The 24,551-nt window shown below is 36.2% G+C and carries 20 protein-coding genes and 1 pseudogene; 11 read left to right on the top strand and 10 right to left on the bottom strand.

Going from position 1 to position 24,551, the window contains the following annotated elements; genetic code table 11:
- Together GWI68_RS12420 and GWI68_RS12415 are read right to left on the bottom strand one after the other, a co-directional pair.
- Positions 1-848: hypothetical protein (locus tag GWI68_RS12420; RefSeq protein ID WP_166540487.1), on the bottom strand; the 848-nt coding region annotated here is incomplete at its 3' end.
- Positions 849-1,943: 1,095 nt separating this feature from the next.
- A complete protein-coding gene (locus tag GWI68_RS12415; RefSeq protein ID WP_088495979.1) occupies positions 1,944-2,729 on the bottom strand; it encodes a helix-turn-helix transcriptional regulator in 786 nt (261 codons plus the stop codon).
- A gap of 447 nt (positions 2,730-3,176) precedes the next feature.
- Here GWI68_RS12415 and GWI68_RS12410 point away from each other — a divergent pair, with 447 nt between their 5' ends.
- From GWI68_RS12410 to dmsD, 4 genes are all read left to right on the top strand, one after another.
- The gene (locus GWI68_RS12410; protein ID WP_166540486.1) at positions 3,177-5,597 is read left to right on the top strand and encodes a DMSO/selenate family reductase complex A subunit; all 2,421 of its coding nucleotides are present in this window, start codon (positions 3,177-3,179) and stop codon (positions 5,595-5,597) included.
- A complete protein-coding gene (locus tag GWI68_RS12405) occupies positions 5,594-6,235 on the top strand; it encodes a DMSO/selenate family reductase complex B subunit (protein ID WP_166540485.1) in 642 nt (213 codons plus the stop codon). Before GWI68_RS12410 ends, GWI68_RS12405 begins: the two co-directional genes overlap by 4 nt.
- Entirely contained in the window at positions 6,232-7,131 is a 900-nt protein-coding gene (locus GWI68_RS12400) for a DmsC/YnfH family molybdoenzyme membrane anchor subunit (RefSeq protein WP_166540484.1), read from the top strand. Before GWI68_RS12405 ends, GWI68_RS12400 begins: the two co-directional genes overlap by 4 nt.
- Positions 7,132-7,211: 80 nt before the next feature.
- Positions 7,212-7,781, top strand: coding sequence for a Tat proofreading chaperone DmsD (gene dmsD / locus GWI68_RS12395; protein ID WP_109410213.1), 570 nt, complete (start codon positions 7,212-7,214; stop codon positions 7,779-7,781).
- A gap of 102 nt (positions 7,782-7,883) precedes the next feature.
- Here dmsD and norR read toward each other — a convergent pair whose 3' ends face one another.
- The gene (gene norR / locus GWI68_RS12390) at positions 7,884-9,398 is read right to left on the bottom strand and encodes a nitric oxide reductase transcriptional regulator NorR (RefSeq protein ID WP_166540483.1); all 1,515 of its coding nucleotides are present in this window, start codon (positions 9,396-9,398) and stop codon (positions 7,884-7,886) included.
- A 190-nt stretch (positions 9,399-9,588) separates the two neighbouring features.
- On the opposite strand from norR, the gene norV reads away from it, so the two are divergent.
- The 3 genes from norV to ytfE all read left to right on the top strand — a co-directional run bounded on the left by norV (position 9,589) and on the right by ytfE (position 13,183).
- Positions 9,589-11,037, top strand: coding sequence for an anaerobic nitric oxide reductase flavorubredoxin (norV, locus tag GWI68_RS12385; RefSeq protein WP_166540482.1), 1,449 nt, complete (start codon positions 9,589-9,591; stop codon positions 11,035-11,037).
- Entirely contained in the window at positions 11,034-12,188 is a 1,155-nt protein-coding gene (norW, locus tag GWI68_RS12380) for an NADH:flavorubredoxin reductase NorW (protein ID WP_166540481.1), read from the top strand. The genes norV and norW overlap by 4 nt, the downstream gene beginning before the upstream one ends.
- A 332-nt stretch (positions 12,189-12,520) precedes the next feature.
- Positions 12,521-13,183: an iron-sulfur cluster repair protein YtfE gene (gene ytfE / locus GWI68_RS12375; RefSeq protein ID WP_099659227.1), complete on the top strand. Its 663-nt coding sequence runs from the start codon at positions 12,521-12,523 to the stop codon at positions 13,181-13,183.
- 58 nt (positions 13,184-13,241) lie between these two features.
- Here the strand turns inward: ytfE and GWI68_RS12370 are convergent, their stop codons facing one another.
- Entirely contained in the window at positions 13,242-15,449 is a 2,208-nt protein-coding gene (locus tag GWI68_RS12370; protein ID WP_166540480.1) for an extracellular solute-binding protein, read from the bottom strand.
- Between the two features lie 345 nt (positions 15,450-15,794).
- On the opposite strand from GWI68_RS12370, the gene GWI68_RS12365 reads away from it, so the two are divergent.
- Genes GWI68_RS12365 through GWI68_RS12355 form a run of 3 tightly spaced genes read left to right on the top strand, consistent with a single transcriptional unit; the run spans position 15,795 to position 18,630 of the window.
- Entirely contained in the window at positions 15,795-16,616 is an 822-nt protein-coding gene (locus GWI68_RS12365; protein WP_109409988.1) for an MBL fold metallo-hydrolase, read from the top strand.
- A 13-nt stretch (positions 16,617-16,629) separates the two neighbouring features.
- A complete protein-coding gene (locus GWI68_RS12360) occupies positions 16,630-17,877 on the top strand; it encodes an MFS transporter (protein WP_166540479.1) in 1,248 nt (415 codons plus the stop codon).
- 39 nt (positions 17,878-17,916) lie between these two features.
- Positions 17,917-18,630: an MgtC/SapB family protein gene (locus tag GWI68_RS12355; protein ID WP_166540478.1), complete on the top strand. Its 714-nt coding sequence runs from the start codon at positions 17,917-17,919 to the stop codon at positions 18,628-18,630.
- A gap of 208 nt (positions 18,631-18,838) precedes the next feature.
- Here GWI68_RS12355 and GWI68_RS20455 read toward each other — a convergent pair whose 3' ends face one another.
- Complete coding sequence (locus tag GWI68_RS20455) at positions 18,839-19,264, bottom strand: DUF3883 domain-containing protein (RefSeq protein ID WP_347877530.1); 426 nt, start codon at positions 19,262-19,264, stop codon at positions 18,839-18,841.
- A 144-nt stretch (positions 19,265-19,408) separates the two neighbouring features.
- Positions 19,409-19,750: pseudogene (locus GWI68_RS20450) on the bottom strand (DUF3427 domain-containing protein); the annotation flags it as partial.
- 150 nt (positions 19,751-19,900) lie between these two features.
- Between GWI68_RS20450 and GWI68_RS12345 the strand changes: the two are divergent.
- Positions 19,901-20,077, top strand: a complete 177-nt coding sequence (locus GWI68_RS12345; protein WP_109395992.1) for a DNA cytosine methyltransferase — start codon at positions 19,901-19,903, stop codon at positions 20,075-20,077.
- A 124-nt stretch (positions 20,078-20,201) separates the two neighbouring features.
- Here GWI68_RS12345 and GWI68_RS12340 read toward each other — a convergent pair whose 3' ends face one another.
- From GWI68_RS12340 to GWI68_RS12325, 4 genes are all read right to left on the bottom strand, one after another.
- Complete coding sequence (locus tag GWI68_RS12340) at positions 20,202-22,181, bottom strand: acyltransferase family protein (protein WP_166540476.1); 1,980 nt, start codon at positions 22,179-22,181, stop codon at positions 20,202-20,204.
- A gap of 102 nt (positions 22,182-22,283) precedes the next feature.
- On the bottom strand, positions 22,284-23,000 hold the full coding sequence (locus GWI68_RS12335) for a hypothetical protein (protein ID WP_166540475.1): 717 nt from the start codon (positions 22,998-23,000) through the stop codon (positions 22,284-22,286).
- Positions 23,001-23,102: 102 nt separating this feature from the next.
- Positions 23,103-24,245: a hypothetical protein gene (locus GWI68_RS12330; protein ID WP_166540474.1), complete on the bottom strand. Its 1,143-nt coding sequence runs from the start codon at positions 24,243-24,245 to the stop codon at positions 23,103-23,105.
- A complete protein-coding gene (locus GWI68_RS12325; RefSeq protein WP_166540473.1) occupies positions 24,246-24,506 on the bottom strand; it encodes a PAAR domain-containing protein in 261 nt (86 codons plus the stop codon). It lies immediately after the preceding gene.
- Between the last annotated feature and the right edge of the window lie 45 nt (positions 24,507-24,551).

The following is a 24,551-nucleotide window of genomic DNA, read 5'->3' as shown; positions in this document are numbered from 1 at the left end:
GCTTTTTCTTTGTCAGACGCATCATCCGGCAGATCGTCGATCGCCGTATCAGTGTCATCAATCGCCTTTTTCTGCTCTAACTCTAATTGCAGTTTCTCTAATAACTTACCTAACTCATCTAATGTTTTACCGAGAGACTCAGTATTCGTTGTTAATAGCTCTTTGGCTTGATCTATAATTTTTGAATCAACATTAAGCTTTTCGCCTTGCTCAATTAATTCATTTAATTCAGTTTTTAATTTATCAATTAGAGCAAGTGCTGTGGTTGCATCTTTATGAGCTTCTAACGCTAAATCTAGATCTTTCTCATCACCTGTTTTTTGTGCTTTTTCAGTTGCTTCTGCAGCTTTATCAACAAGGCTTTTTGCAGCATCAATGATTTTCTTCAAATCTAATGATTTATCGACAATCAGTTTTTCAGCTAACTCTTTTTCAGTTGGCTGTGGTGGCGTCACATGATCTGATGAACCACCACTACTGCTACTTGAAGAAGAGGCTATTGCAATCCCTGCACCAAGAACGGCAGCACCAATAGCGATAGAAAACCATTCGCCACCAGTTAAACCTAATAAATTTTCACTATCTGTTGCATCATCTAATTTATTAAAAATAAGCTCTAATTTATCTGAATTAGGTGTTAAGGATGCTTTGTATTGAACACCATCCATTTCTACAATAAAGTAATTTTCAGATGTATTAAAAAAATCATTAATAACTAATTTCTCACCGTTATTTTTAACAATAATAAGGTTATTATCGTCTTTAATGATTGTTTTTATTTCCGATCGACTTATTTTTATAACTTGGCCTTTCTCTATATTTATTTCATTTCCAGTCTGATTGTTCATAAATAATCTCACCGTTAATAATCAATCTTTTTTGGATTACATTTTTAGGATTGGTTATATTTATATAAGATTATGAAAATACACACCTTATGCATATTTAAGTAATCTTAACTTCATATTTAAATATGAAATTAACCTACATTGTCTTTAAAAAAACAAAGGAAATCCTTTTATAAATTTAATAAAAACAAATGAAAGCAGGCATATAAATAACCTTATCGGTATCATATAAGCAATATTATTTAATTAAAGTCTTTAAAAGATAGGTGATGTTAATTTAGAGGTAAAACCCAAGCCGTATATATAGATATAATTATTTGTTTTCACAATTAATGCTATTTCAAATAATTTTAAATAATGAAATATATTTTTTGTTAATTTAATACCTTATTTATATGTTTTACTCTTCAAAAAAACCTATTTATATACTCCTCACATAATCATAAACAGATAATCTTATTTAGTATAAAAATACGATTAAAAATAAAATTTTATAAGAAGAGCTATTTTTAGCCATATAAATACATGGAAACCTAGAATATTAAATTATCATTTAAATATACTTAGTGATTTCTTTTTAAAAAAAGATAAAAAACAGGTTAAGAGATTGTACCAGTTAAAAACGATCAACTAATTCAAAAAGTTAAAACTAAATCATTGATCAAGTTTAATTAAAAAAGAGAAATCCTCCCTATTTTTAAGCGCCAAAATCAAGCAACAAAAAAGAAACATTTAATTAACAAAACGCTTAAGAAAAATAAATGTGATAGTATATTTACTCGTTTTTATCCGCATTCACTCCAATTTATATTTTATAATTCACTATTAAATTAAAAACTTTAACTTTTTATTCTGTTTAAGTATGTATCGCCTTATCTTTCAAATGTATTTTTAATAGAAGATATCTATTATTCGATTTACTCTTTTTTTGATATACAAAAAGCCTCCTTATACAAGGATCCCTTGATTTATTCGTCTTTTTTCAGCATTACATTACTAGAATTTTGCCAATAAGAGAGATGTCAAATACTCAGATAAAAGACTGAGCACAGATCATTTGATAACCAAATTTTAGATATTTGCTATAGATATCAACTAAAACCTATCGATATCCAGCGCATCCATACTAAAATGAGAAGGCGATTGCCCCATCTGTTTTTTGAACATTGTCGAGAATGAACCGGCACTGTTATAACCCAAGTCAAAGGCAATTTCAGTAATACCGCGTCCAGATAAGATTTGTGTTAATGAATTCAATAAACAGACTTGTTGTCGCCATTGTGAAAATGACATTCCTGTTTGTTGGCGAAAAAAACGGCTAAAAGAGCGCTCACTTTTATGTAATTTATCTGCCCACTGTTGCGGTAAAGAGTCTATTTTTGGGTTACGAATAAAATCACGACATAATTTAGCTAATTTACTGTCTTGTGGAATAGGTGCAAAAAATGGTAACGGTTTTGCTTTCGCTAATTCACATAAGATTAACTGCATTAAAAGACCATCTCGCCCTTTTTTATCATATTCTGCGGGTACGTCTACGGCTTCAAGCAAGAGTTGGCGAAAAAGAGGGGAAACACTGACAACTTCACATTGTTTGCTATGTCGAGGTGCTGCAGAAGGCTCGATATATAAGCTTCGAGTACTCACATCTAACATGCGAGTTTCATGCCCAGTTTCTGGAGGGATCCATACACCACAAGACGGCGGAATAACCCACTCACCATCATCTGTACTTACTTCAATTAAACCCGTTGCAGGGTATAAAAATTGGGCTCGACGATGTTGATGCGTTTCTAATAACGTATTGGGCAAATAGTCTGTACCCAGCGCAATAACATCTCGGTCAAGTGAATCGACGCTTTTTAACGGTACATTTCTCACAGTTTAGACCACTCTCTTTTTATTTTCGTCCTTTTTAATATAGCAGTAATCCCACACTCTACACACTGGCAAATAATGGTCTATATAATTAAAATCGTTATATATTTAAATAAACAACGAAATAACCTTATGTGAAATTTCAACCTTCTTGATATCTATTTAACAAACCCTATTAACAATCAAAAAACGAGCTTTTAACACCCATCGTAAATAGGCTGAAATTCGAATGTCATTGTCTGGTTTTAGAATGTTGGCAAAAGATTAATCAACTACTATCCCTCTCGCAGATGTTAATTCAAGCATTCTGCAATTATCTATGCATTCAATAATAATGCAGCGGATACCAGACATTCCCTTTATCCATAGCCTAGAAAAATCACGCACATTCTTTATATCAAGTATCGGGTATATCGGGATCCGCCTATTATGTTTAAGGTAGAGTTCATTATGAGCAATCAGTCCGATCACGATAGTGATACAAAGAGCATTCTCAACGATGTTAGCCGCCGTCACTTTATTCAAGCGAGCTCAGCATTAGTCACACTTCCTTTTCTCGCATCAAACTCTTTTGCTGCGACAACAGACAACGCTATTCCAGTAAAACCAATAAAAACTGAAGATGGCGAACGCGTTGTTTCAACTTGCAGTAGTTTCGACTGTGGCGGTAAATGTGATATTCGAGCCCATGTAAAAGATGGCAAAGTCACTCGTATTAGTACACGCCCAGATGCTGATCTAGATGAAGAGATGCCAATTATGCGTGCCTGTGTACGAGGCCGTGGTTATCGTAAATTTGTCTATCATCCAGACCGTTTAAAATACCCGATGAAACGCGTTGGCAAACGAGGCGAAGGTAAATTCGAACGCATCACTTGGGAAGAAGCAACCACCCTTATTGCACAAAATATGCAGCGCATTAACCAGCAATATGGTCCTGCATCACGCTTTGTCAGCTTAAGCACAGGGGTTACTGGCGGTATTTTCTCTGGCGCGAATATGTTACGTCGCCTGTTTAATATTACGGGTGGTTTTCTGGAAAACTATCACTCGGTCAGTAACGGAAATACCCTTGCTGTCACTCCTTACACTTATGGCACTGCCGCTAGTGGTAGCACACTCGATACGTTAGAAAATACCCCTCTTGTCATTTTATGGGGTCATAACCCTAACGAAACTATTTTTGGTCATTCAAACCATTTCTTCCAAAAAATGAAGAAAAACGGCACTAAATTTATTGTCGTTGATCCACGTTATTCTGATACTGCCTCTTCTTTAGCTGATCAATGGATCCCGTTACTGCCAACAACGGATAACGCCATGATGGATGCAATGATGTATGTCATCGTAAGCGAAAACCTGCACGATCAAGCCTTTATCGATAAATACACTGTCGGCTTTGATGAACACCAAATGCCTGAAGGTGTGGGTGAAAATGAGTCTTTAGTTGCCTATTTAATGGGTAAAAAAGATGGCATTAAGAAAACCCCAGAATGGGCTGAAACCATCACTAAAGTGCCAGCAGATACTATTAAACAATTAGCTCGCGAATATGCATCCACAAAACCAGCAGCATTGATGCAAGGTTGGGGGCCTCAGCGCCATATTTGTGGTGAACGGACGGCACGTGGTGCGACATTACTTGCCACTATCACTGGTAATGTGGGTGTTCGTGGTGGTTGGGCTGCTGGCTATGGTATGGCTTTAAACTCTGAACTGCGTAAAACCATCGCAGGGCCAAGCCTATTAACCAACCCAGTAAAAGCAAAAATCAATATCACCAACTGGGTACAAGCGTGTGAAGACAAAAATTTAGTCACACCACAAAATGGGTTACTGAACGCCGAGAAACTTGATACTGAAATCAAGATGATTTTCTCAATGGCGGGTAACTACATGACAAACCAAAATACCGATATTCTTCATGCAGCTAAAGTACTTGAAGATGAATCGAAAGTAGAATTTATCGTTTGTAGTGATCTCTATCTAACCCCAAGTGCAAAATACGCTGATATCTTACTTCCAGAAACCAGCTTCTTAGAACGCTGGAACATCGGTGGTACATGGAGTTATGGCGACTACATTATTCTTTCTGAAAAAGTCATCGAGCCTGAATTTGAACGTCGTACTGACTATGATTGGTTACGTGAAGTTGCCGATAAATTAGGTGTGGGCGAACAATTTAGTGAAGGTAAAGAGACTGATCGCGATTGGATTGAATACTTAGTTGATGATGCCAGTGTTAAACGTCCCGAAGACGGTATTCCAACTTTTAAAGAGCTATTAGTTAAACGTCGTCATCTCTTAAAACATCGTCCTCATACTCAAAATGTGGCGTTTGAGAAAAATATCCAAGATATCGAGAATAATCCATTCCCAACGCCATCAGGCAAAATTGAGATTTTCTCTAAACGTTTATATGACATGAATAATGTCGATATCCCTGCGCTTTCTCATTATGTGCCTGCCATTGAAGGTCCTGAAGATACGTTGACGGATAAATTCCCGCTACAACTTATTACATGGAAAGGACGTAATCGCGCAAACTCAACGCAATTTGCCAACCCTTGGTTACAAGAAGTACAGCGCCAAGAACTTTGGATAAACCCATTAGATGCCCAAGATAGAAACATTAAAGAGGGCGAAAAAGTCAAAGTATATAACGAACGTGGGATCACGATGGTTCCCGTCAAATTAACACAACGAATTATGCCTGGTGTCGTCGCCTTGCAAGCAGGTGCTTGGTGGCAACCTGATGCAAAAGGCATAGATCAAGGTGGATGTGCCAACGTATTAACATCATCCCGTAGCACCGCAATGGCACACGGCAATGCTCACCAAACATTATTGGTCGAGGTAGCAAAAGCATGAGTAAATTTATCGTTTATCCCGCTATAAGCAACAAACAGCTAGGGTTTTATATCGACAGCGCTCGCTGTTCAGGTTGTAAGGCGTGTCAGGTTGCGTGTAAAGATAAAAACAATCTTGATGTTGGACGCAAATTTCGTCGTGTCTATGAAATCACTGGAGGCGGTTATACTCGCAATCCTAAAGGCGCGCTAGTCAATAATGTCTTTGCTTACACGTTGTCTATCTCTTGTAACCATTGTGACGACCCTATTTGTGTTAAAAACTGCCCAACAACAGCAATGCATAAGCGTGAAGGTGATGGCATTGTCATGGTAGATACAGACAAATGTGTCGGTTGCGGTGCTTGTGCGTGGTCTTGCCCTTATGGCGCACCACAAATGAATCCAGAAACCAAACAGATGTCGAAATGCGACTTTTGTATCGATTTACAGCAAAAAGGTGAACAACCGGTTTGTGTTGCAACTTGTCCTTTAGGTGCAATCCAATTTGGTCCTATTGATGAACTACGTGAACGCTATGGCGATTTAGATTATGTCACCGGTTTACCTTCTCCTGAAATAACGCATCCAAACCTTGTTATTAACCCACATCAGGGTGCCAATAATGACGGAATTAATAATAAGGGAGAAAGAAAATGAATGAATGGTCATTGTTAATCTTCACATTTATGATGAATGCGACTATTGGTCTTGCACTAACAACAGGACTTTTTGCTCGTCGCCTTTCTCATTATCTCAATGCAGAAAGCTACTATCGCTTTATGTTGTTAGCCTTATTTGTGATTTGTGGGTTAGCTGGTTTAGGCTCTATCGCTTCAATTACTCACTTAGGTGTGCCATTAAATGCCCCTAATGCCATTAGAAATGTTTTTTCTGCTTGGCTAAGTCGTGAAGTCGCCGTCACTGCTATTTTTGTCGGTTGCTTAGGATTAACTTTTTTATGGCTCTGGCGCACTCGCAAACTCTCAATGCTGTTATTAAGTACCAGTATTCTGATTGGGTTATTTGATATTTACTGCATGGCGTCGATTTATCGCCATACCTCCATTTTGACATGGATGGATCCTAACACTTACGTGATGTTCTTTGGAGCTATGTTAACGCTTGGTGCTGCTATTTTCTTTTTGCTGATCAAAGTATTACAACGTGTAGGAAGTAAATTAGGTATTGAAATACCGCAAGACTCTTTCCCAATACGCTGGAAATGGCAGTTATGGGGAATAATGGCATTTAGCTTAATTGGTCGATTACTGTATCAACCTTTTTATGAGCAATATTTAACTAGCACGTTATATAGCCAAAAATCGGTGACATTTCCGTTATCGCCTATTCAAGTGTATTACGCCATTGGTTCGTTACGCACTACATGCTGGATCTTAGCAACCTTTGCAGTATTGGCTTGTGGCTATAGTTTAGTGAAATTTTTAGCCCCTAAAAATCAAGGTAAATCAACTGAGTCTATTTTTGTACTTGGCTGTGTTATCGCAATTATCGCTGACTTTATGTTGCGTTATGTTTTCTACTCAATTCACTAGTAGTCATTGAGCAAGTCGTTTAAATAATAAAAAAACAAACCTCATTGATAGGGGTTTGTTTTAAGGAAGTATCAAAAATTATGAGCAGACTCTCTTATTATGCGGCTGCATTTAATTTATTGGGAATTTGTTATTTATTCCCACCTGATGATGACACCAATAAAACTGCACTCAACTTTTTTAAAACTGGGGATTTTGCAGCGCAGTGGCCTTGTAAAATTGAAAGCCGTCTGTGTGAACGTTTAATGAATTCTGCTTCTATCGATACAGAACAATTAAAAACTCAATGGCAAAATCTTTTTGTTGGCCCTAATGCTTTACCAGCCCCTCCTTGGGGGTCGGTCTATTTAGATCCTGAAGGTTTATTACAAGGGGATTCTACCCTTGCATTGAGTGAGTTTTTAAAACGGGAACGTTTAAAAGTAAATACGCCTTTTCCAGAGCCTGTTGATCATATCGGTTTGATGTTATTTCAAGCGGCGGTATTGGCATCAGAAAAAAGAGAAGACGCGGTTAATGAATTACTTTCCCTTCATTTGACTACATGGCTACCTCACTATTTAAATAAATTAAAAATGAGTGGGTATAGCCAATTTTATAGCACGTTAACAGAACTGGTAACCATCACGGTGAACGCATTCAGAAAATAGAAATTTATTAACAACTTATCATCCTAACATAATTATTTAAGGTAATTTGGACCACGCACCCAGATTACCTTTTTTCGTTTAGGTCATTCCTTTTTAAAATTATTATGATTTTAGCCCTAAGCGTTTTGTCAAACGACGTAAGTTAGCCGGATCAAGCGATAATTCTCGTGCCGTTGCCGCCCAATTTTGGTTATTACGTAATAATGCTTGTTTAATTAAATCCCGCTGAAATTCATCCGTTGCTTCTTTTAAATTCTTTTCTTCAGAAGGTAATGTTTGAGAGGCAGAGTGAACTGGATTTTCAGCCCCTAAAGCAAAATGGCTAATTTGTAAAATAAGGCTATCGGTTTTATTTCCAGCTCTTGCTAAGACAATTGCTCGGTGAATGGTATGTTCTAATTCACGCACATTACCCGGCCAAGAATAATGCAATAAATAAAGGCGCAATTCAGGACTAATAATCACTTGCGTAAGATTAAAACGCTGACGATATTGCTCGCAAAAATAACCCACTAATAGCAAAATATCTTCGTCTCTCTCTCGTAATGGCGGAACATGCAAAGGAAAAATACTTAAACGATGGAAAAGATCGGCACGGAAATTGCCCGCTAATACTTCCTCCCATAAATCACGATTCGTTGCCGCTAATACACGTACATTAACGCGCAAATTACGATCGTCACCAATACGTTGAATATCGCCATATTGTAAAACACGCAGTAATTTTGCTTGGAGTGATAATGATAACTCCCCAATTTCATCAAGGAATAACGTTCCATTATCCGCCATTTCAAATTTACCACTACGATGGCTAATTGCGCCGGTAAAAGCCCCTTTCACATGCCCAAATAATTCACTTTCTGCCACACTCTCAGGAAGTGCTGCACAATTTAAATAGACTAACGGATTATCTGCACGATTAGACATTTCATGAATAGCTTTGACCACCAGCTCTTTACCCGTTCCCGTTTCACCACTCACCAAAATATTCATATCTGCGGGTGCAACAATTTCTATTTCTTTTTTCAGTTGCATCATCGAAGGCGATAAACCAATAATTTCTGTTTTTACTGTGGGCTTAAACGTATTGGTTGGCGTAAATAACATATTTTGATTTTCGAGTTGCTCAATCAATAATGCATTATTTAATGCACCAGAAGTTAATGCTGCAATTAAACGTAATTCTTCATCACTAAAAGTATCGAACTGATGAGGGTCCATTCCATCAAGTGTTAACGTACCAATTAAATCTTGCCCAGCAAATAATGGTAATCCCACACAAGCATGAACTTTTAAATGCTCTCTATCTGGAATAAGGCCATCATAAGGATCGGGTAAATCACTGTCCGCGGGAAAACGCACCACATCCCCTGCTCGCGCTATAGTTTCAAGACGAGGATGCCCTTCTAGTAAAAAACGACGCCCTAATACATCAGGCACAAGGCCATCTATGGCTAATGGGATAAACTGATGAGGCTCATAACGAAGCAATGCCGCGGCATCGCAATTTAGCACTTGCCGAAGTGTGGTCACCAGTCGCTGAAATCTATCTTGGTGACCAACATCTTTTTGTAATTCAATGGCAATTTTAGCCAACACATCAACAGAAAAACCCATAAAAACACCTCATAGTCATTATGACCGCTATTATGGTCATTTTGACATGATAAAGATAGTCATATTGACAATATATAAATAGCCATGAAAATAAAAACTGTTTTAAAACAATAAGATAAAAACTGGCATGCTTCTTGATTATATCAATACATATCCCGATGAAAAGATTAATGAGAAGGAACAACACAAAATGGCTATTCATGTTAAAAATAATGTTAATTGGGTTGGACAACGTGACTGGGAAGTTCGTGATTTTCATGGCACTGAATACAAAACATTATTAGGTAGTAGCTATAACAGCTACCTAATACGTGAAGAAAAAAATGTGCTTATTGATACCGTTGACCATAAATTCAGTCGTGAATTTGTACAAAATTTACGAACACAAATTAATCTGGAAGAGATTGATTACATTATTATTAATCATGCAGAAGAGGATCACGCGGGTGCACTCACTGAGTTGATGTCTTTTATTCCTAATACCCCGATTTATTGCACAGCAAACGCCATTGATTCAATCAATGGGCATCATCATCACCCTGAATGGAATTTTAATATCGTTAAAACAGGCGATAGCCTAGATATTGGTAATGGCAAGCAACTAATTTTTGTTGAAACGCCAATGCTACATTGGCCTGACAGTATGATGACCTATTTGACTGGTGATGCGATTTTATTTAGTAATGATGCCTTTGGTCAGCACTATTGTGATGAACGGTTGTTTAACGATGAAGTTGATCAAAACGAATTATTTGAACAATGCCAACGTTATTACGCTAATATTTTGACGCCATTTAGCCGCCTTGTAACACCGAAAATTAATGAAATCTTAGGCTTTAATTTACCTGTCGATATGATTGCCACCTCTCACGGTGTGGTATGGCGTGATAATCCAACACAAATTGTTGAATTATATCTAAAATGGGCGGCAGACTATCAAGAAGATCGTATCACTATTTTCTATGACACCATGTCTAACAATACCCGTATGATGGCAGATGCCATTGCACAAGGTATCAATGAAATTGATCCTAACGTGTTTGTAAAAAGCTATAACGTCGCCAAAAGTGATAAAAATGACATTATCACCAGTGCGTTTCGTTCTAAGGGCGTGCTTGTTGGTTCATCAACGATGAATAATGTGATGATGCCAAAAATTGCCGCCATGCTTGAAGAGATGACTGGCTTACGTTTTCGTAATAAAAAAGCGGCTGCTTTCGGGAGTTATGGTTGGAATGGTGGTGCCGTTGACCGTATTCAAACCCGCTTAATGGATGCTGGATTTGAAACCGCACTAGCGCTAAAAACCAAATGGCGCCCAGATATGCAAGCACAAGAAATTTGTCGTGAATATGGCCGTGAACTTGCACGCCAATGGGCTTTAGCGCCACTTCCTGCGACTCAATCTTGTTGCACTGCCTCATCACAACCTGAAATTACCACAAGTGTTGAAGCTATCGATTTAGGTCCACGTATGCAATGCAGTGTGTGCCAATGGATTTACGATCCGGCAGTAGGTGAACCAATGCAAAACGTTCAACCTAATACACCATGGAGTGAAGTTCCTGATAGCTTCTTATGCCCTGAATGCTCATTAGGAAAGGATGTCTTTGATGCGCTTGCAAAGGAGGCAAAATGAGTACAGATCTTCTCAATAATGGGATTGTTATTATTGGTGCGGGCTTCGCTGCGCGCCAATTAGTTAAAAATATTCGCAAATTTAATGCAGATATTCCCATTACCCTCATTGCCTCAGATAGCATTGATGAATATAACAAGCCGGATTTAAGCCATGTTATTAGTCAGGCTCAAAATGCGGATGATCTAACCAAACAAACAGCCCAAGAGTTTGCACAACAATATCAACTAGCCATTTATCCTTATACGCAAGTTGTTGATATTAATACGGATGAAAAACGTATTCAGAGCACTCAAGGTGAGCAATGGTATTACGATAAATTGGTATTAGCGACTGGCGCTAAAACTTATTGCCCTGCTATTTCGGGCCATGAGTTAATGTTTACGCTTAATAGCCAACAAGAGTATCGAACTTATGAAGCACAAATTCACCAAGCTAAGCGCGTATTAATTTTAGGCGCGGGTTTAATTGGCACTGAATTAGCGATGGACTTTAGTCGGGCAGGTAAAGAGGTGATCCTTGCAGATATTTCAGGACAATTATTATCTTCTTTGATCCCCTCCGATCTCAGTGGCCGTTTGCAATCAAGCCTTACTGAAATAGGTGTACGCTTAATGCTGAAATCACCATTACAGTCATTAACACAAACCGATAACGGTATTTTAGCGACATTTAATCAACATCATCAATTAACGGTTGATTGCGTTATTGCCGCTACAGGACTCGTACCCAATATGGAATTAGCTCACCTTGCGGGTTTACATACCGATCGTGGAATTATGGTAAATGAATATCTGCAAAGCAGTAATAATGATATTTATGCCTTAGGGGATTGTGCACAAATCAACGGTAACTTATTACCCTTTTTACAGCCAATACAATTAAGTGCGATGCATTTAGCCAAATCACTCGTAGGTGAAAATAATACTCCACTGAATTTACCACCAATGATTATTCGGGTGAAAACACCGTTAATGCCTCTACATCTTGCCGGTGAAACCGCACGTAATGACTTAACGTGGAATATTAATACAACACAATCGGGCGTTATCGCCAAAGGCTTTGATGATAACAACGTATTACGCGCCTTTGTGGTAACGGAAGAACAAGTAAAAGAAGCTTTTGCATTATTAAGAGCACTATCCGCTTAATTTAAACAGTGATATCGCTAAACAAAATCAGCAACGCTATAACTTAAATAGACGCAAATAGATACTCTAAATGTTGCATTATTAAGAGCGCTGCCTACTTAATTTTAATAGTGATATCCCTAAACAAAGCCAACAACGCTACAACTTAAATAGATACAAACAGATACTCTACAACTTGAATAGGTACAAACAGATACTCTAAATAATTCGAGGTGTAGCTAGGCGACAAGTAAATGAGTCGCTAGGAGCATACATAAGTATGTGACTAGTGCGAATGAACGCAGTCAACAACGCTACAACTTGAAGTATGACGAGTATAAACAGGTGAAACTATGAACTTACGAGATCAACCACTAGGCCAACTGGCCCTATCCATTTCCGGCGCCAGTGCCATATTCCGCCAATATAATCTCGACTTCTGCTGTGGAGGAAAAAGAACATTAAGCAAATCTGCAGAGAAAGCAGGACTCAACATTGATGAAATTGAAAGTAAATTAATTGCTCTTTCAGAACAACCATTAGAAAAAGATTGGCGACAAGCGCCATTAAGTGAAATTATTGATTTTATTATTGTTCGCTACCACGACAAACACAGAGCACAATTACCGGAACTTATTCTACAAGCAGAAAAAGTAGAACGAGTCCATGAAGCAAAACCGACTGTCCCTAAAGGATTAGCTCGCCAATTAACACTATTATTAGATGAGCTGACAAGCCATATGATGAAAGAGGAACGCATTCTCTTTCCTATGATAAAAAATGGATTGGGAAGCCAAGCTGGAGCACCCATTAGTGTTATGGAACACGAACATGATGATGCGGGTGAAATTGTTGAAGTGATTAAATTTATTACCAAAAACGTCACACCACCACCTGAAGCCTGCACCACATGGAGAGTACTTTATAATGGTATTAATGAGTTTATTGACGATTTAATGAATCATATTAGCTTAGAAAACAACTTATTATTTCCAAGAGCATTAGCGGGCGAGTAATAATGTACACACAGGGGATTTCATCATCCCCTGCTATTTTTATAACAATCAGTAAATCTTACCGCTCACCTTGAGTATCTATTAACAAACGCTGATTTATATATTCGATAGTCTCGTCTATCGTCATAATATTATTAACGACATTAGTAATACCTTGCCCGATAATAATTTCAGCTTGTCGTAAATTAAATAACTTACCATTAGGCACCGAAGATTCTCGTATTCCCTTATTAATTTCTTGATAAGCCAACGTCATCCATGGGTAACGATGGCTAATTTCTTGATTATGGCTGAAATTTTTATGATTACTGTTTCCACCTAATAAAATAAGGTGATCCATAACCATTGGGGAATAAAGCCAACGATAAAATTGCTCTGCATATTGTGATTTTTGGCTATAACGTGAAACCCCTAATACACCACCGCCTAATTGTGGAATACCACCGGGTACAGGTGCAAAACCTGTTTTAGGTAAAATATTGCTATGTGCGACATCGTTAAATAAATTCATATAAGCGATCAGCATAGCAAGATGCCCTTGCTCAAATTGTCTAACCGACTCACTCCACCACTTATTATGAATATTCTCCGTGATCGACAACTGTTTTAAATATTCTTCTAATATTTCACCTGCTAAAGGCATTTCTAATCTAGGAATGTTATGACTTCCTATTAAACATCCACCTTTGGCGTAATAACGTAATAGATACTCTGTTGCGATCAGCCCCGCGCTACCCAATGTTGTTGATGCCCCCATAGGGCAATTTAATTGCCCTTCTTCATGTTGCTCAGTAAAAAACTGCGTCACATTATCGTATTCTTCAAATGTTGTCGGTACAGTTAATTCATTACCTGTTTTTTCGTAATACATTCTTTTTAGAATAGGATCTTCAAACAAGTCTTTGCGATAAAATAGGAGTTGAGCACTAGCATCAAAAGGCATGGCATAAGCAACATTATTCACTACACTAAATTTCTGCTGAGTAGGTAGTGAAAAATTATTTAATAAGTCTGTTAATCCATTACCGATTTTATCTAATGGCTGTAATATTCTTTCTGCAAACCAAGGAAAACAGGCCATATCGATACGCAATAAATCATAATATGGGTGTAAATGTAACTGACTTAATATTTGATACACTTCATCGTAAGGGTGAATTGCTAAATTAACTTTAATCCCTGTTTGACGATAAAAATGGGGTAACAGCTTTTTTAATGCACTGGTTGAAGGGCTAGGTAAAATCAGTAAATTAAGACTGATATCCGCTTTATCTTCACTGATAACCGCCGGAGTTAAAGTATAAAGATGGTCACTTTGATTACGTACACAAATCACATTCTTTTCAGTTATTTCACTTTCATCCTCTTCTTGCATTAATGCATCCATGACTTCCAATCCAAGTTGAGCGTAATTCATTGGAAAGTAATACAACCCTTTTAATACAGGCGGAATATTGTCGCTCAATGCAAAAATAGGCGGGCAATCATTATGACTACCGAAATAACTGGCTTGTGTTAAATAGCGAGCCTTTTCGATATCTTGGGCAATAAATATGTCTGGGATTTGCTCCATAGAAAAGAAATCAAACGCAATTTTATAGCTCTCTTCATCTGATGCACAAAGCACCACATTTTTTTTATTGGGCCCATACTCTAAAAGTCGATTTTGTAATTCATTGGCGAAGTTTTGATTATTTAAATAGTCGCTACTCCCCATAAAGATGCCCACTAATTTACCTGTGGTTTTTGCAATCTGTTGGCAAATAGCTTCTGCTGCTTGAGCAAAATCGAGCGTGAAAAATCGTTGAGTATTAAGTGGCTGGCGATAAATAAATGCAACTTGAGAAGGCGGTAATTTTAACGTGTCAAAATAAATATTTGCATCTTTGAGACAACTTACAGTGATCACTTGTTTATAGCTACCCGCTGCAATTTTCTGTAATGCCTCTAATTCTGTGGTTTCCAGATCATCTGTTAAAAAAAGATCGTAAGTGACCTCAGGAAAATGAGCAATAGACTGTCTTAAGGAGTTAAATAAAACCGCATATTTTTCAGAAACTAATTGAGGTAAAAGTATGGCAATTTTATGGCTTTTATTGGTTCTTAACAGTTGAGCCTGCGTATTTAATTGATAGCCCATTTGTTTGGCGGCTTGATACACAGCTTCAATTTTCTCAACACTCACATTTCCACGTTTATTCAGTACGTTAGAAACCGTCCCATGAGAAACACCTGCTAGTTTTGCAATATCTTTAATCGTTGCCATCGGCCTTTTTCCATCTCAATTTCCGCTTTCACTAGCATACCTGAATTATTTATCGCGACTACTGATAATTGATTTGAACGTTCCATTTTAAAATAGCTTATAAAACAATCTAATACCTTTTATCACAAATAAATGATTATCAATATCAATAAAAACATATGGTCATATTAATCAATTAGATAGAAAATTTAATTTGAATGAGATCACTGATCTGATCTTCATTTATTGGCAAATGACTATCATCATTTTATCATTGGAACGTTCAAATTAATCTATGATTTATAGATAGACAACACCAGATAATTAATAAAATCATAATAAAACAATAGGATAAGGGGATTTCTTATGAAACTTCATTTTTTAGGGACGGCAGCCTCCGAAGGTATACCCAATCCCTTTTGCCGCTGTGAACACTGTCTGAAAGCAAGAGAACTTGGTGGGAAAGATATCAGAACTCACTCTTCTGCTATTGTCGATGACATTATGTTAATCGACGTATCACCTACATTTAGCTACCAGCTAATGCGTGATGGAATGGATGCTACCAATTTTGAAAGTCTTCTATTCACTCACACTCATCCTGATCATTTCAATGTTGGCGATCTGTTTAGCCGAATGGAAGGTTATGGTTTTGAAATTAACCATCCCCTTCATATTTTTGGTAATGATCGCGCAATTAATGGCTGTATCGAAGTTTTACCTGGTTACAGCAAAGAGCGTTTTGCTTTTCACTGCTTAATTCCTTTTGTTACCGTCGAAAGAAACGGTTATAAAATTACGCCATTACTCGCTAATCATGCGAAATGGGAACTTTGCTATGTTTATCATATTGAGAAAGATGGCAAGGTTATTTTCTATGGTCATGATTCTGGTTGGTTCCCTGAATTAACGTGGAAATGGCTAGAGAACAAACCACTAGATATCGTTGTTTTTGAATGTACTTATGGACTCAATGGTAAAGATCGTACCGACAATCATATGAGCCTAGAAACTGTATTTGCAGCAAAAGAAAAACTGCAACAACAAGGTTGTTTACATCAAAATACACAAATTGCCGTTTCGCATATTTCACATAGTGGTAAATTGCTTCACCACGAATTAGAAGCTGTTTGTGCTCCTCACAATATCCGTGTTGCCTACGACGGATTAACGTTAGAAACAAATTAAGAGGAGAATAATGATGGATATGAAAATAACCTCTCGCTTACTGATTATGATGTTTGTGCAATATTTCATGCAAGGTGCGTGGAATATGACCATGGGACTGGTATTAAGTAGCTATGGTATGGCAAGCATTATTGGTAATGCCTACGCTTTATTAGGCGTCGCAACAATTATCTCCCCATTATTTATAGGTATGGTGGCTGACCGTTTCTTTGCTTCGCAAAAAGTCATGGGCATCCTTCATTTAATTAATGCGGCAGTCATTATTTGTGTTCCTCAATTTATTGAAGCACAAAACAGTGGCATGACATTATTCTTAATTTTCATTATTGGATTATTGTTTTATCCAACAACTGCGCTTTCAAATAGTATTAGTTTCTCTCATATTAATGGTGTGAAATATTTCCCTATTATTCGTGTATTCGGTACGTTTGGTTTTATGGCTATCGGATTTATATTAGGTGAAATGGGCTTCTCTGGTAGTACGATGACTTGGTATATCGCTTCTGCTGTGGGTGTTTTACTTGGTTTCTACTGTTTTACCTTACCTAATACGCCACCTAAAGCGAAAGGTAAACCATTCTCTGCTCGTGATATTTTATGTTTAGATGCGCTTTCATTATTTAAAGATCGATATTTCGCTATCTTAATGTTTAGTATTTTTATTTTAATGATCCCAAAAACAGCTTATTCCGCTTATATTCCTGTTTTTATTAAAGCGTTAGGTTTTAATAACGCAGCGTCTATTATGCAAATAGGTATAGCCTGTGAAGTTCTGTTTATGTTCGTATTGTCATTCTTCTTAATGAAGTTTGGCTTCAAAATTACATTACTTTTAGGTGCTGTTAGCTGGATCATTCGCTCAATATTCTTCTCTTATGCCGCGGTAAATACAGAGTTTTATTTTATCGTTATCGGATTAATGTTGCAGGGATTATGTTGGGACTTCTTCTTTACTGCTGGTGATATCTATGTTGACCGCAAAGCCAAACCGGAAATTCGTGCTCAAGCACAAGGCTTACGCTTTATTGTCTCTAATGGTTTCGGCCTATTATTTGCTTCCACTATTTGTGGTCAAATCTTTAATTCAACCGTAACAGAAACAGGTGATGCTGCATTACCACAGTGGTCAACATTCTGGATATATCCAGCAATCGTCGCTGCCGTTGTAACCATATTCTTTATCTTCTTCTTTAAAGATGATGTAACGAAAAAGAAAAATAATGAAGATAAAAAAGCCCAGGAAGGCATTGCAACACCATAGTCTGAAAGTAAAGGAATAAGCCAACGTTAGGAGCAAACCATGGACGCATTAATTCAGTTTGTTGACAGCATTGGCCCTTTATCACTATCAAGTATCGCTAAATTACTGGCCGCCTTTATTTTGGGCGGCTTTATTGGCTTAGAGCGTGAATCAAAGGGAAAACCTGTCGGTTTTAAAACTTGTGTCATTATTGCCGTTGCCAGTTGTTTATTAACTATTGTTTCTATTCAATCTGCAGAATATTACGCCAATATCTCCGATAATATTCGTAGTGATCCAATGAGATTAGCGGCACAAATTATCAGTGGTGTCGGCTTTCTTGGTGCTGGTGTTATATTGCATCGACGTGATGATGCAATTTCAGGTCTGACGACCGCAGCTATCGTATGGGCTTCTGCCGGTGTTGGTATTGCTTGTGGATCAGGTTTTTATTGGCATGCCATGATTGTGACTGTTCTCTTTTTTATGGCTATTCAACTTAGCCCACAAGTGGTGCTATTTCAGATGAAAAACCAACGCTTAGGTAAGATTAAAGTGCGCATGTTATTTACTCATGAAAGCGGTGTTCCACTTTTAATTGAGTATTTAAAAAGCCATAAAGATGTGATTGAAAACCTAACTATTCGCGATATTAAAAAAGAGCGCGTTGAAGTGAACTTGAAACTGTTAGTTCGGCAAAAAATTACCTTACCCGAATTTTATTGCTCATTAAAACAGCTTGAACATGTTCATTCTGTTTCTTTGGATCATTAATATATTCAAAAATTAAAAGTGCGCTTTATCTAAGATAACTGCGCACTTTTTTATTAGTTGGACGCCAACTCAAACACCACAAAACAAAAACACATAAATTGTCAATTAATTAGTATAATCTTGATAAGATTCTTACCATTACTCGGTTATAATTACATTTCATCTATAGCTAATTTTCTTACTATTTATTGTGTCATAAACTATGGGATTATTTTTTATTAAGATGATAACGATAGACTGTAGCTTCTAAACATTTTTCTTCTGGTTTCCAGTTTTCAATGATATTAACTAAACCACCATCAGCATAGTAATTACCATCTTCTTGTAAAAAAATATTTATATTATTTACAATATATAAATCTGTTTCACACTCATCTGAATGTGCTGATACCACTTCATTACTAGTAACATAAACTGCGTTACCTTCTGTCGTTGTACCTTTAACTTCAACACGCCTAAAGATACCATTTTTATGGCATTCTAAATCATAAGGGCTATTAGAAGATGTATCTAATACCTCAAATCCCTGCTGTTGGTAATCTTCTTTTGCTTTATTCATTGCATAAAGCTCAATTGTCTTTTTCTTTTTAATGTCAGTAACTCGCCCCTGATAGCTTGACTTTTCTTTTTTCAATATCTGAGGTAATTCAGTATCAATATCTAAAGTGTCTATCTTTTCCCAAGCATAAATAGCACTTAACGCCTTATTTGGTTTTTCCTGATAATCGAGAACATTATACAAAACCTGAACTGGCTTGTTCCCATAATGTTCTATATAAGATAGGCGACCAATATAAATAAAAGGCTGACTACTACTTTTTATTTTTTCATGTATCCGAACAAATAAAATAACGTTTTCACCCGAGAAAATTCTTTTCATATGAGGTGTTGTGATGGTGTTTGTATTCTGTGATTCCCAATGAAGCTTCTTTCCATTATCAAGAAATATATCATTATATTTATGACTATTTTCTTTACTTCTTTTATCCAAAGTAACAAACAGAACAATACAATTATTAAAATTAGTAACTCCTGTTATTTCTTTATTATTTTTTTTATTCAGAGGTCTTACATTAGCTGTTACTAGAGCTTCATTTTTACTATATGCATTTCCAACAACTAGATTAGATTTATGTAATCAAATACTTCATCTTTTCGCTGCATCATAAAACCTGATTAGTTAATTCACATGGCTAATTATATTAGCCATAATTCATCAATTATCAAAATAAGATAGCGAAATATATAAAAAATTCATACATATTGTGACTTGAACACCATCAGAAAGCTCACACCAAGAGAGTGCTTTAACTTTCAAGGTTACCCTGCTGACTATAAATTACCCAAAGATATGAGTAATGCTAATTTATATAAACAAGCAGGGAATAGTGTTGTAGTACCTGTAATTGAACGCATTGCACAACAAATAAAACTAGCGCTTGGATAAAAGCTAATAATATTGAAATTTAAATACCATATCTCAATTTTCTAAACCTATTATCATGATCATAAGGCAACGCCTGATAAAATCGTTTATTTTATCGGGCATTGCCTTAACAGAAATTTAGTTATTACTCTTTATATTTTAACGGATTACCAAAACGTTCTAAATACATCATGCCAAAAATTGTTGAAGCATAGTCTGTAATATGTCCCACATCACGATACACTGGCACACCTTCTATATCGGTTAGACAGATATTTTTATCACACTGCACATCTTTAGGATCGATGATAATTAAAGTTGGATAATCCTTTTTTAACTTAACAAATAACTGATTCATCCATGTGTTTCCCTCACCTTTATAGTTTTTTGGGTTACAGTTATTATCTGCAAAATCCTTTCTTAATTTTGCATTTTCATAAAAACAGGTCATAAAACCACTTGGCATAGAATTAACTGTTTTAATAAAAACAGGCTTAGCTCCTGTGGCAATAATTATATCAAGCGCTTCACGCATCGCTTTCTCAACGCGTTTGCGAGACTCTTCAACGGTTCTAACATCACCTATCTTATTAATGACATGATTTGACGCGTAATTATTCCAAACTTGCCCAAATATTACATAATCGAAGTGGCTATTCTTGATAAGTTGATAATATTTCGCCGTTTGATCGTAACAACGTTGATAAACTGTATTTTTATGATTAGACCAGTCATAAAGATAAATATTAGGAAGCGTAATACACGATGAAGTTGCTTGTGCATATACATCTATCTTGGCGTCTTTACCCAAAATATCCATAAAGCCCCAATAATGATTTGCATGAGAATCACCAAATAAAAAGGCTTTTTTCTGACTTCCTACTTCACCAATATGGCACATTTTATCTGGATCAGTGGCTTCAAAATTCATACATTTAGTTCGATTGGGATAATCAAACTGATTCAACTTAGCTTCTAAATTAACGTAATTTTGACCAAGCCTTGCTCCAATACCTTGGTATCTTTCATTCAATACATTTAGCCCTAAAGCGAATAAAATAGGAACAATTAACAAGAAAGTGATGGAATATTTAAAGGTTAAACGCTTTCTTCTAAACGGTTTTTCAATCAGAAAATAAGAGCTAATCGATAGCAATAAGGTTAATGCTAACATCGATCCCTTTTGCAGTTCTGTATTAAACACACCAACATAGCGTGCAACAGCAAATAATGGCCAGTGCCATAAATAGAGTGAGTAAGATAATAACCCAACGATCACAATTGGCTTTAACGAGAGTATTTTTTCAATAATACTTCCATGTTGTCCGGTATAAATAATTAGTGCCGCACCAAGACAAACATACAGCGTATTAAGGTTCGGATAACCTGCAATAATATCGTTTTGGAATGCGATCCAAAGAATAACACCTAGCGCAATTAAGCTAATAACATCATTTATTCTTCGATTAAGTTTTATCTTTATTGGGAAGTAGGCAACACAAGCTCCCAACATAAATTCGAAGATCCGCGTACTAAAATAATAGTAATTTTTCGGTTGATCTTTTTGGTAATAAAACACCAGAACAAATGAAATAGCTGTGACTAACACCACCGGATAAAAATGATTAACCCTTTCTTTTGCATTGATTTTATGTAGAAAATAAAGTGCAAAAGGTAAAAAAAGATACCATTGCCACTCTATCGCTAAAGACCATGTATGCAATAACGGTAAAAAGAGTGCATCTTGCGCAGCATAGCTGGTTGTCGCTCTCGCAAAATATTTATTAGAGAGAAAGGCGGAGGCATATTTCTCGCTATTTGTAATATCTAAATAATCACTAGGTAGGTAAAAAAGCCCAGAAATCACTAGAACTGAAATTAATACAACAAGATAAAGTGGTTGTAATCGCCATAATCGACGATTATAAAAATCACGAAATGAAAAATTACCTTGTGACAATGAAGTTTTAATTATCAGTGAAATCAAAAAACCAGAGATCACAAAGAAAATATCAACACCAATAAACCCTGATGGAATTAAGCGATTATCCAAATGAAAAAGGATAACCAGAATAACAGCGACCGCTCTTAAACCATCTACATCAGCACGATATTTTACATTCATAATCCAAACACATAATCCGAATAAAAAGAATCGCTGGATTATATACTAATTAACCATATCGCTTTAGTCACAAAAAGATGGATAGCCATTTAATACTTAATATTAATAGCACCGAAATGGCCATAACTGATTAAATTCCATCGTTAAACCCAATTGCACTTCAGATGAAAGCGAACCTTTACTTACCACAAATTTTGGATGTCGAATAATAATTGGGGTATTAATCGCATGATGTATTAATGATGATCGGTTTTGCTCTAGCTCATCATAAAGCTGCTTCATCTCTGCTGATGACGTATTTTCACATAATCGCCCAAGCGTGATATGAATAATGTCTTTATGAAGCACACTCTCAATTGGGATTTGCTGATAAATTTGCTGCCTAAAAAGTGTTAATTCCTCTGAGATACCCGTTAATATCAAACTGCCATTGGATGTGAGTACAACATTATTAAATAAAATTTCGATACTTTTTATTTGATTAAAGATTTTTGCAATCTCATGACACCACGATAATAATACGGGTCGTTGCAGTTTAAACTGCTCATTTTGTTGATTAAAAATTGTTAATAATGTGGAATGAAATTCTTGTGGTTGAGTCAATTCAATAAATGGAAATTTAAGCGCAAGCTGTTCACAATAAACTATTAGTTTTTGACTAAAAGGAATAAAGCTTTCCTCAATTTCAGGCTGAGAAATCATTAATTTCCCTGCATTTAAGCTGACATCAATAATACTTTCATCATTAACTTGTCGTTGCCAAATTTTGCCCGTTGCCAGTTTTTTGAGTGTTGCTTGTGTTAAGAAAGAATAACTCACTCCGCCCCTCTTAAAGTCTTTAAACTCTCATTATTTATTATCGCCATTTAGCTATTAAGATAACAACAGTACCTCAGATTATCTGAATAAATAGCGCCACGATTACTTTGAACTGATCCGCTGAAGATAGAGTTTACTCCCTAACTGAGAAACTAAAAGCCGATCAGGTAAATCAAGTGATGATAAAGAAATTGCCATGGCATATCGTGCCACACCTGCATTACCTAACATCATTTCTGTATCAAAAATTCTCTCTAATGAGAAATCTGTATTCTGCTTAATAAAATTGATGATGACTTCTTCTTTATTCTTTTCATTTAAATCGCAGCACCATAATGCTTGTGCATTCTTACCCTTAAACTGCAATTCAGATTGTGTCTCTAAAGCTTCTGATAAAGAACCTGTATCACATACAATTGGGCGAAGTAATTTACTATATCTTGAGATCTCTTTTAATTCTGGAAATGAAGGAGAAGATAATAATAAACAACAAGCCTCTTCACTGGCGTTGTTCACATCAAACTGAATGGATAAAACAATATAGAGTTCATCAGTTAGCGCCTCATCATATAAAGTGGATAGCCATTTAGTTAGATGTGTTTGAGGTAATGGTTCAACTTTAGCAACATTAAACGCTAAATTGGCGACTTGTTCTTGAATAACGTGAGCCCAATCTATTTCAATAACATCACTATTTTCTGTATTTACATGCCAAAGAATATTAATAGGAGTTGAGAGACGATGTTCTTGGTAATATTTGGATATAGGCGTTAATAATGCTTTAGTAATTTCTTCACTTTTTTCCCATAAAGGGCGAGATTTAAGAAGTTCAGGTAATAATTGATTATTTTTATTTGGTGTTAATTTAGAAAGAATAATATTTTTATTTTGTTCATCAATTTCTGAAACTCTCGATGATGTCAGTAAAATAATATTTTTCTCAGCCCAAACCGTCCATTGATAAAAACAGTTATTTAACTCTTCACAGATAGATTGATATTTAAATAAAACAATAAAATGAACAAGTAGTCGAATAAGTACCACAAAGAACATGGGGATAATAGAGAATAGAAGAATAAGTTTAATATTGTCCCAAGATGGATCTAAATAGCCATTTGTAGATAAAGAAATTCCGATAAAAAAACCACTACATGCGACAATACCACAGATTAATATCCATAATAAAATATTGAGCATTTTAGGCTCTTCGGGATACTCTATTTTGGGTACATTCCAGCTTATCATCTATTTTTCTCCTGCAGAGGATAGACTTGAAATTAACCGACAACCACATTCAGTGATAAATCCATCTAATGCAACTTCTCTACCAATCATCGTTATTCTTGTCTTACCCGGCAAGATAGCATTTATACCGTGTCCTGTTTTAGGGCAATTAACTTTATCACCGACTAAAGCTACTGCCTTACCATACACAACAGAACCTGATGCCGAAATAACTTCACCACCATGTGATGTTTTATCGCCTAATCGTATAAATGCTCGCATATGTTTATCCTCAATAATAATCAAACACTAATCAAACAACATATT

It is taken from the genome of Proteus sp. G2669, assembly GCF_009915245.1.
Lineage (GTDB): Bacteria > Pseudomonadota > Gammaproteobacteria > Enterobacterales > Enterobacteriaceae > Proteus.
This window is presented reverse-complemented; position numbering and strand designations above follow the sequence as displayed.

Bases quoted from the DNA above. Each gene is read 5' to 3' on its own strand.
- GWI68_RS12365 (WP_109409988.1), top strand. From the start codon at position 15,795: ATGAAACTTCATTTTTTAGGGACGGCAGCCTCCGAAGGTATACCCAAT.
- norW (WP_166540481.1), top strand. From the start codon at position 11,034: ATGAGTACAGATCTTCTCAATAATGGGATTGTTATTATTGGTGCGGGC.
- GWI68_RS12410 (WP_166540486.1), top strand. From the start codon at position 3,177: ATGAGCAATCAGTCCGATCACGATAGTGATACAAAGAGCATTCTCAAC.
- GWI68_RS12340 (WP_166540476.1), bottom strand. From the start codon at position 22,181: ATGAATGTAAAATATCGTGCTGATGTAGATGGTTTAAGAGCGGTCGCT.
- GWI68_RS12325 (WP_166540473.1), bottom strand. From the start codon at position 24,506: ATGCGAGCATTTATACGATTAGGCGATAAAACATCACATGGTGGTGAA.
- GWI68_RS12360 (WP_166540479.1), top strand. From the start codon at position 16,630: ATGGATATGAAAATAACCTCTCGCTTACTGATTATGATGTTTGTGCAA.
- GWI68_RS12370 (WP_166540480.1), bottom strand. From the start codon at position 15,449: ATGGCAACGATTAAAGATATTGCAAAACTAGCAGGTGTTTCTCATGGG.
- dmsD (WP_109410213.1), top strand. From the start codon at position 7,212: ATGAGCAGACTCTCTTATTATGCGGCTGCATTTAATTTATTGGGAATT.
- GWI68_RS12400 (WP_166540484.1), top strand. From the start codon at position 6,232: ATGAATGAATGGTCATTGTTAATCTTCACATTTATGATGAATGCGACT.
- GWI68_RS12330 (WP_166540474.1), bottom strand. From the start codon at position 24,245: ATGATAAGCTGGAATGTACCCAAAATAGAGTATCCCGAAGAGCCTAAA.
- ytfE (WP_099659227.1), top strand. From the start codon at position 12,521: ATGAACTTACGAGATCAACCACTAGGCCAACTGGCCCTATCCATTTCC.
- norV (WP_166540482.1), top strand. From the start codon at position 9,589: ATGGCTATTCATGTTAAAAATAATGTTAATTGGGTTGGACAACGTGAC.
- GWI68_RS12355 (WP_166540478.1), top strand. From the start codon at position 17,917: ATGGACGCATTAATTCAGTTTGTTGACAGCATTGGCCCTTTATCACTA.
- GWI68_RS12405 (WP_166540485.1), top strand. From the start codon at position 5,594: ATGAGTAAATTTATCGTTTATCCCGCTATAAGCAACAAACAGCTAGGG.
- norR (WP_166540483.1), bottom strand. From the start codon at position 9,398: ATGGGTTTTTCTGTTGATGTGTTGGCTAAAATTGCCATTGAATTACAA.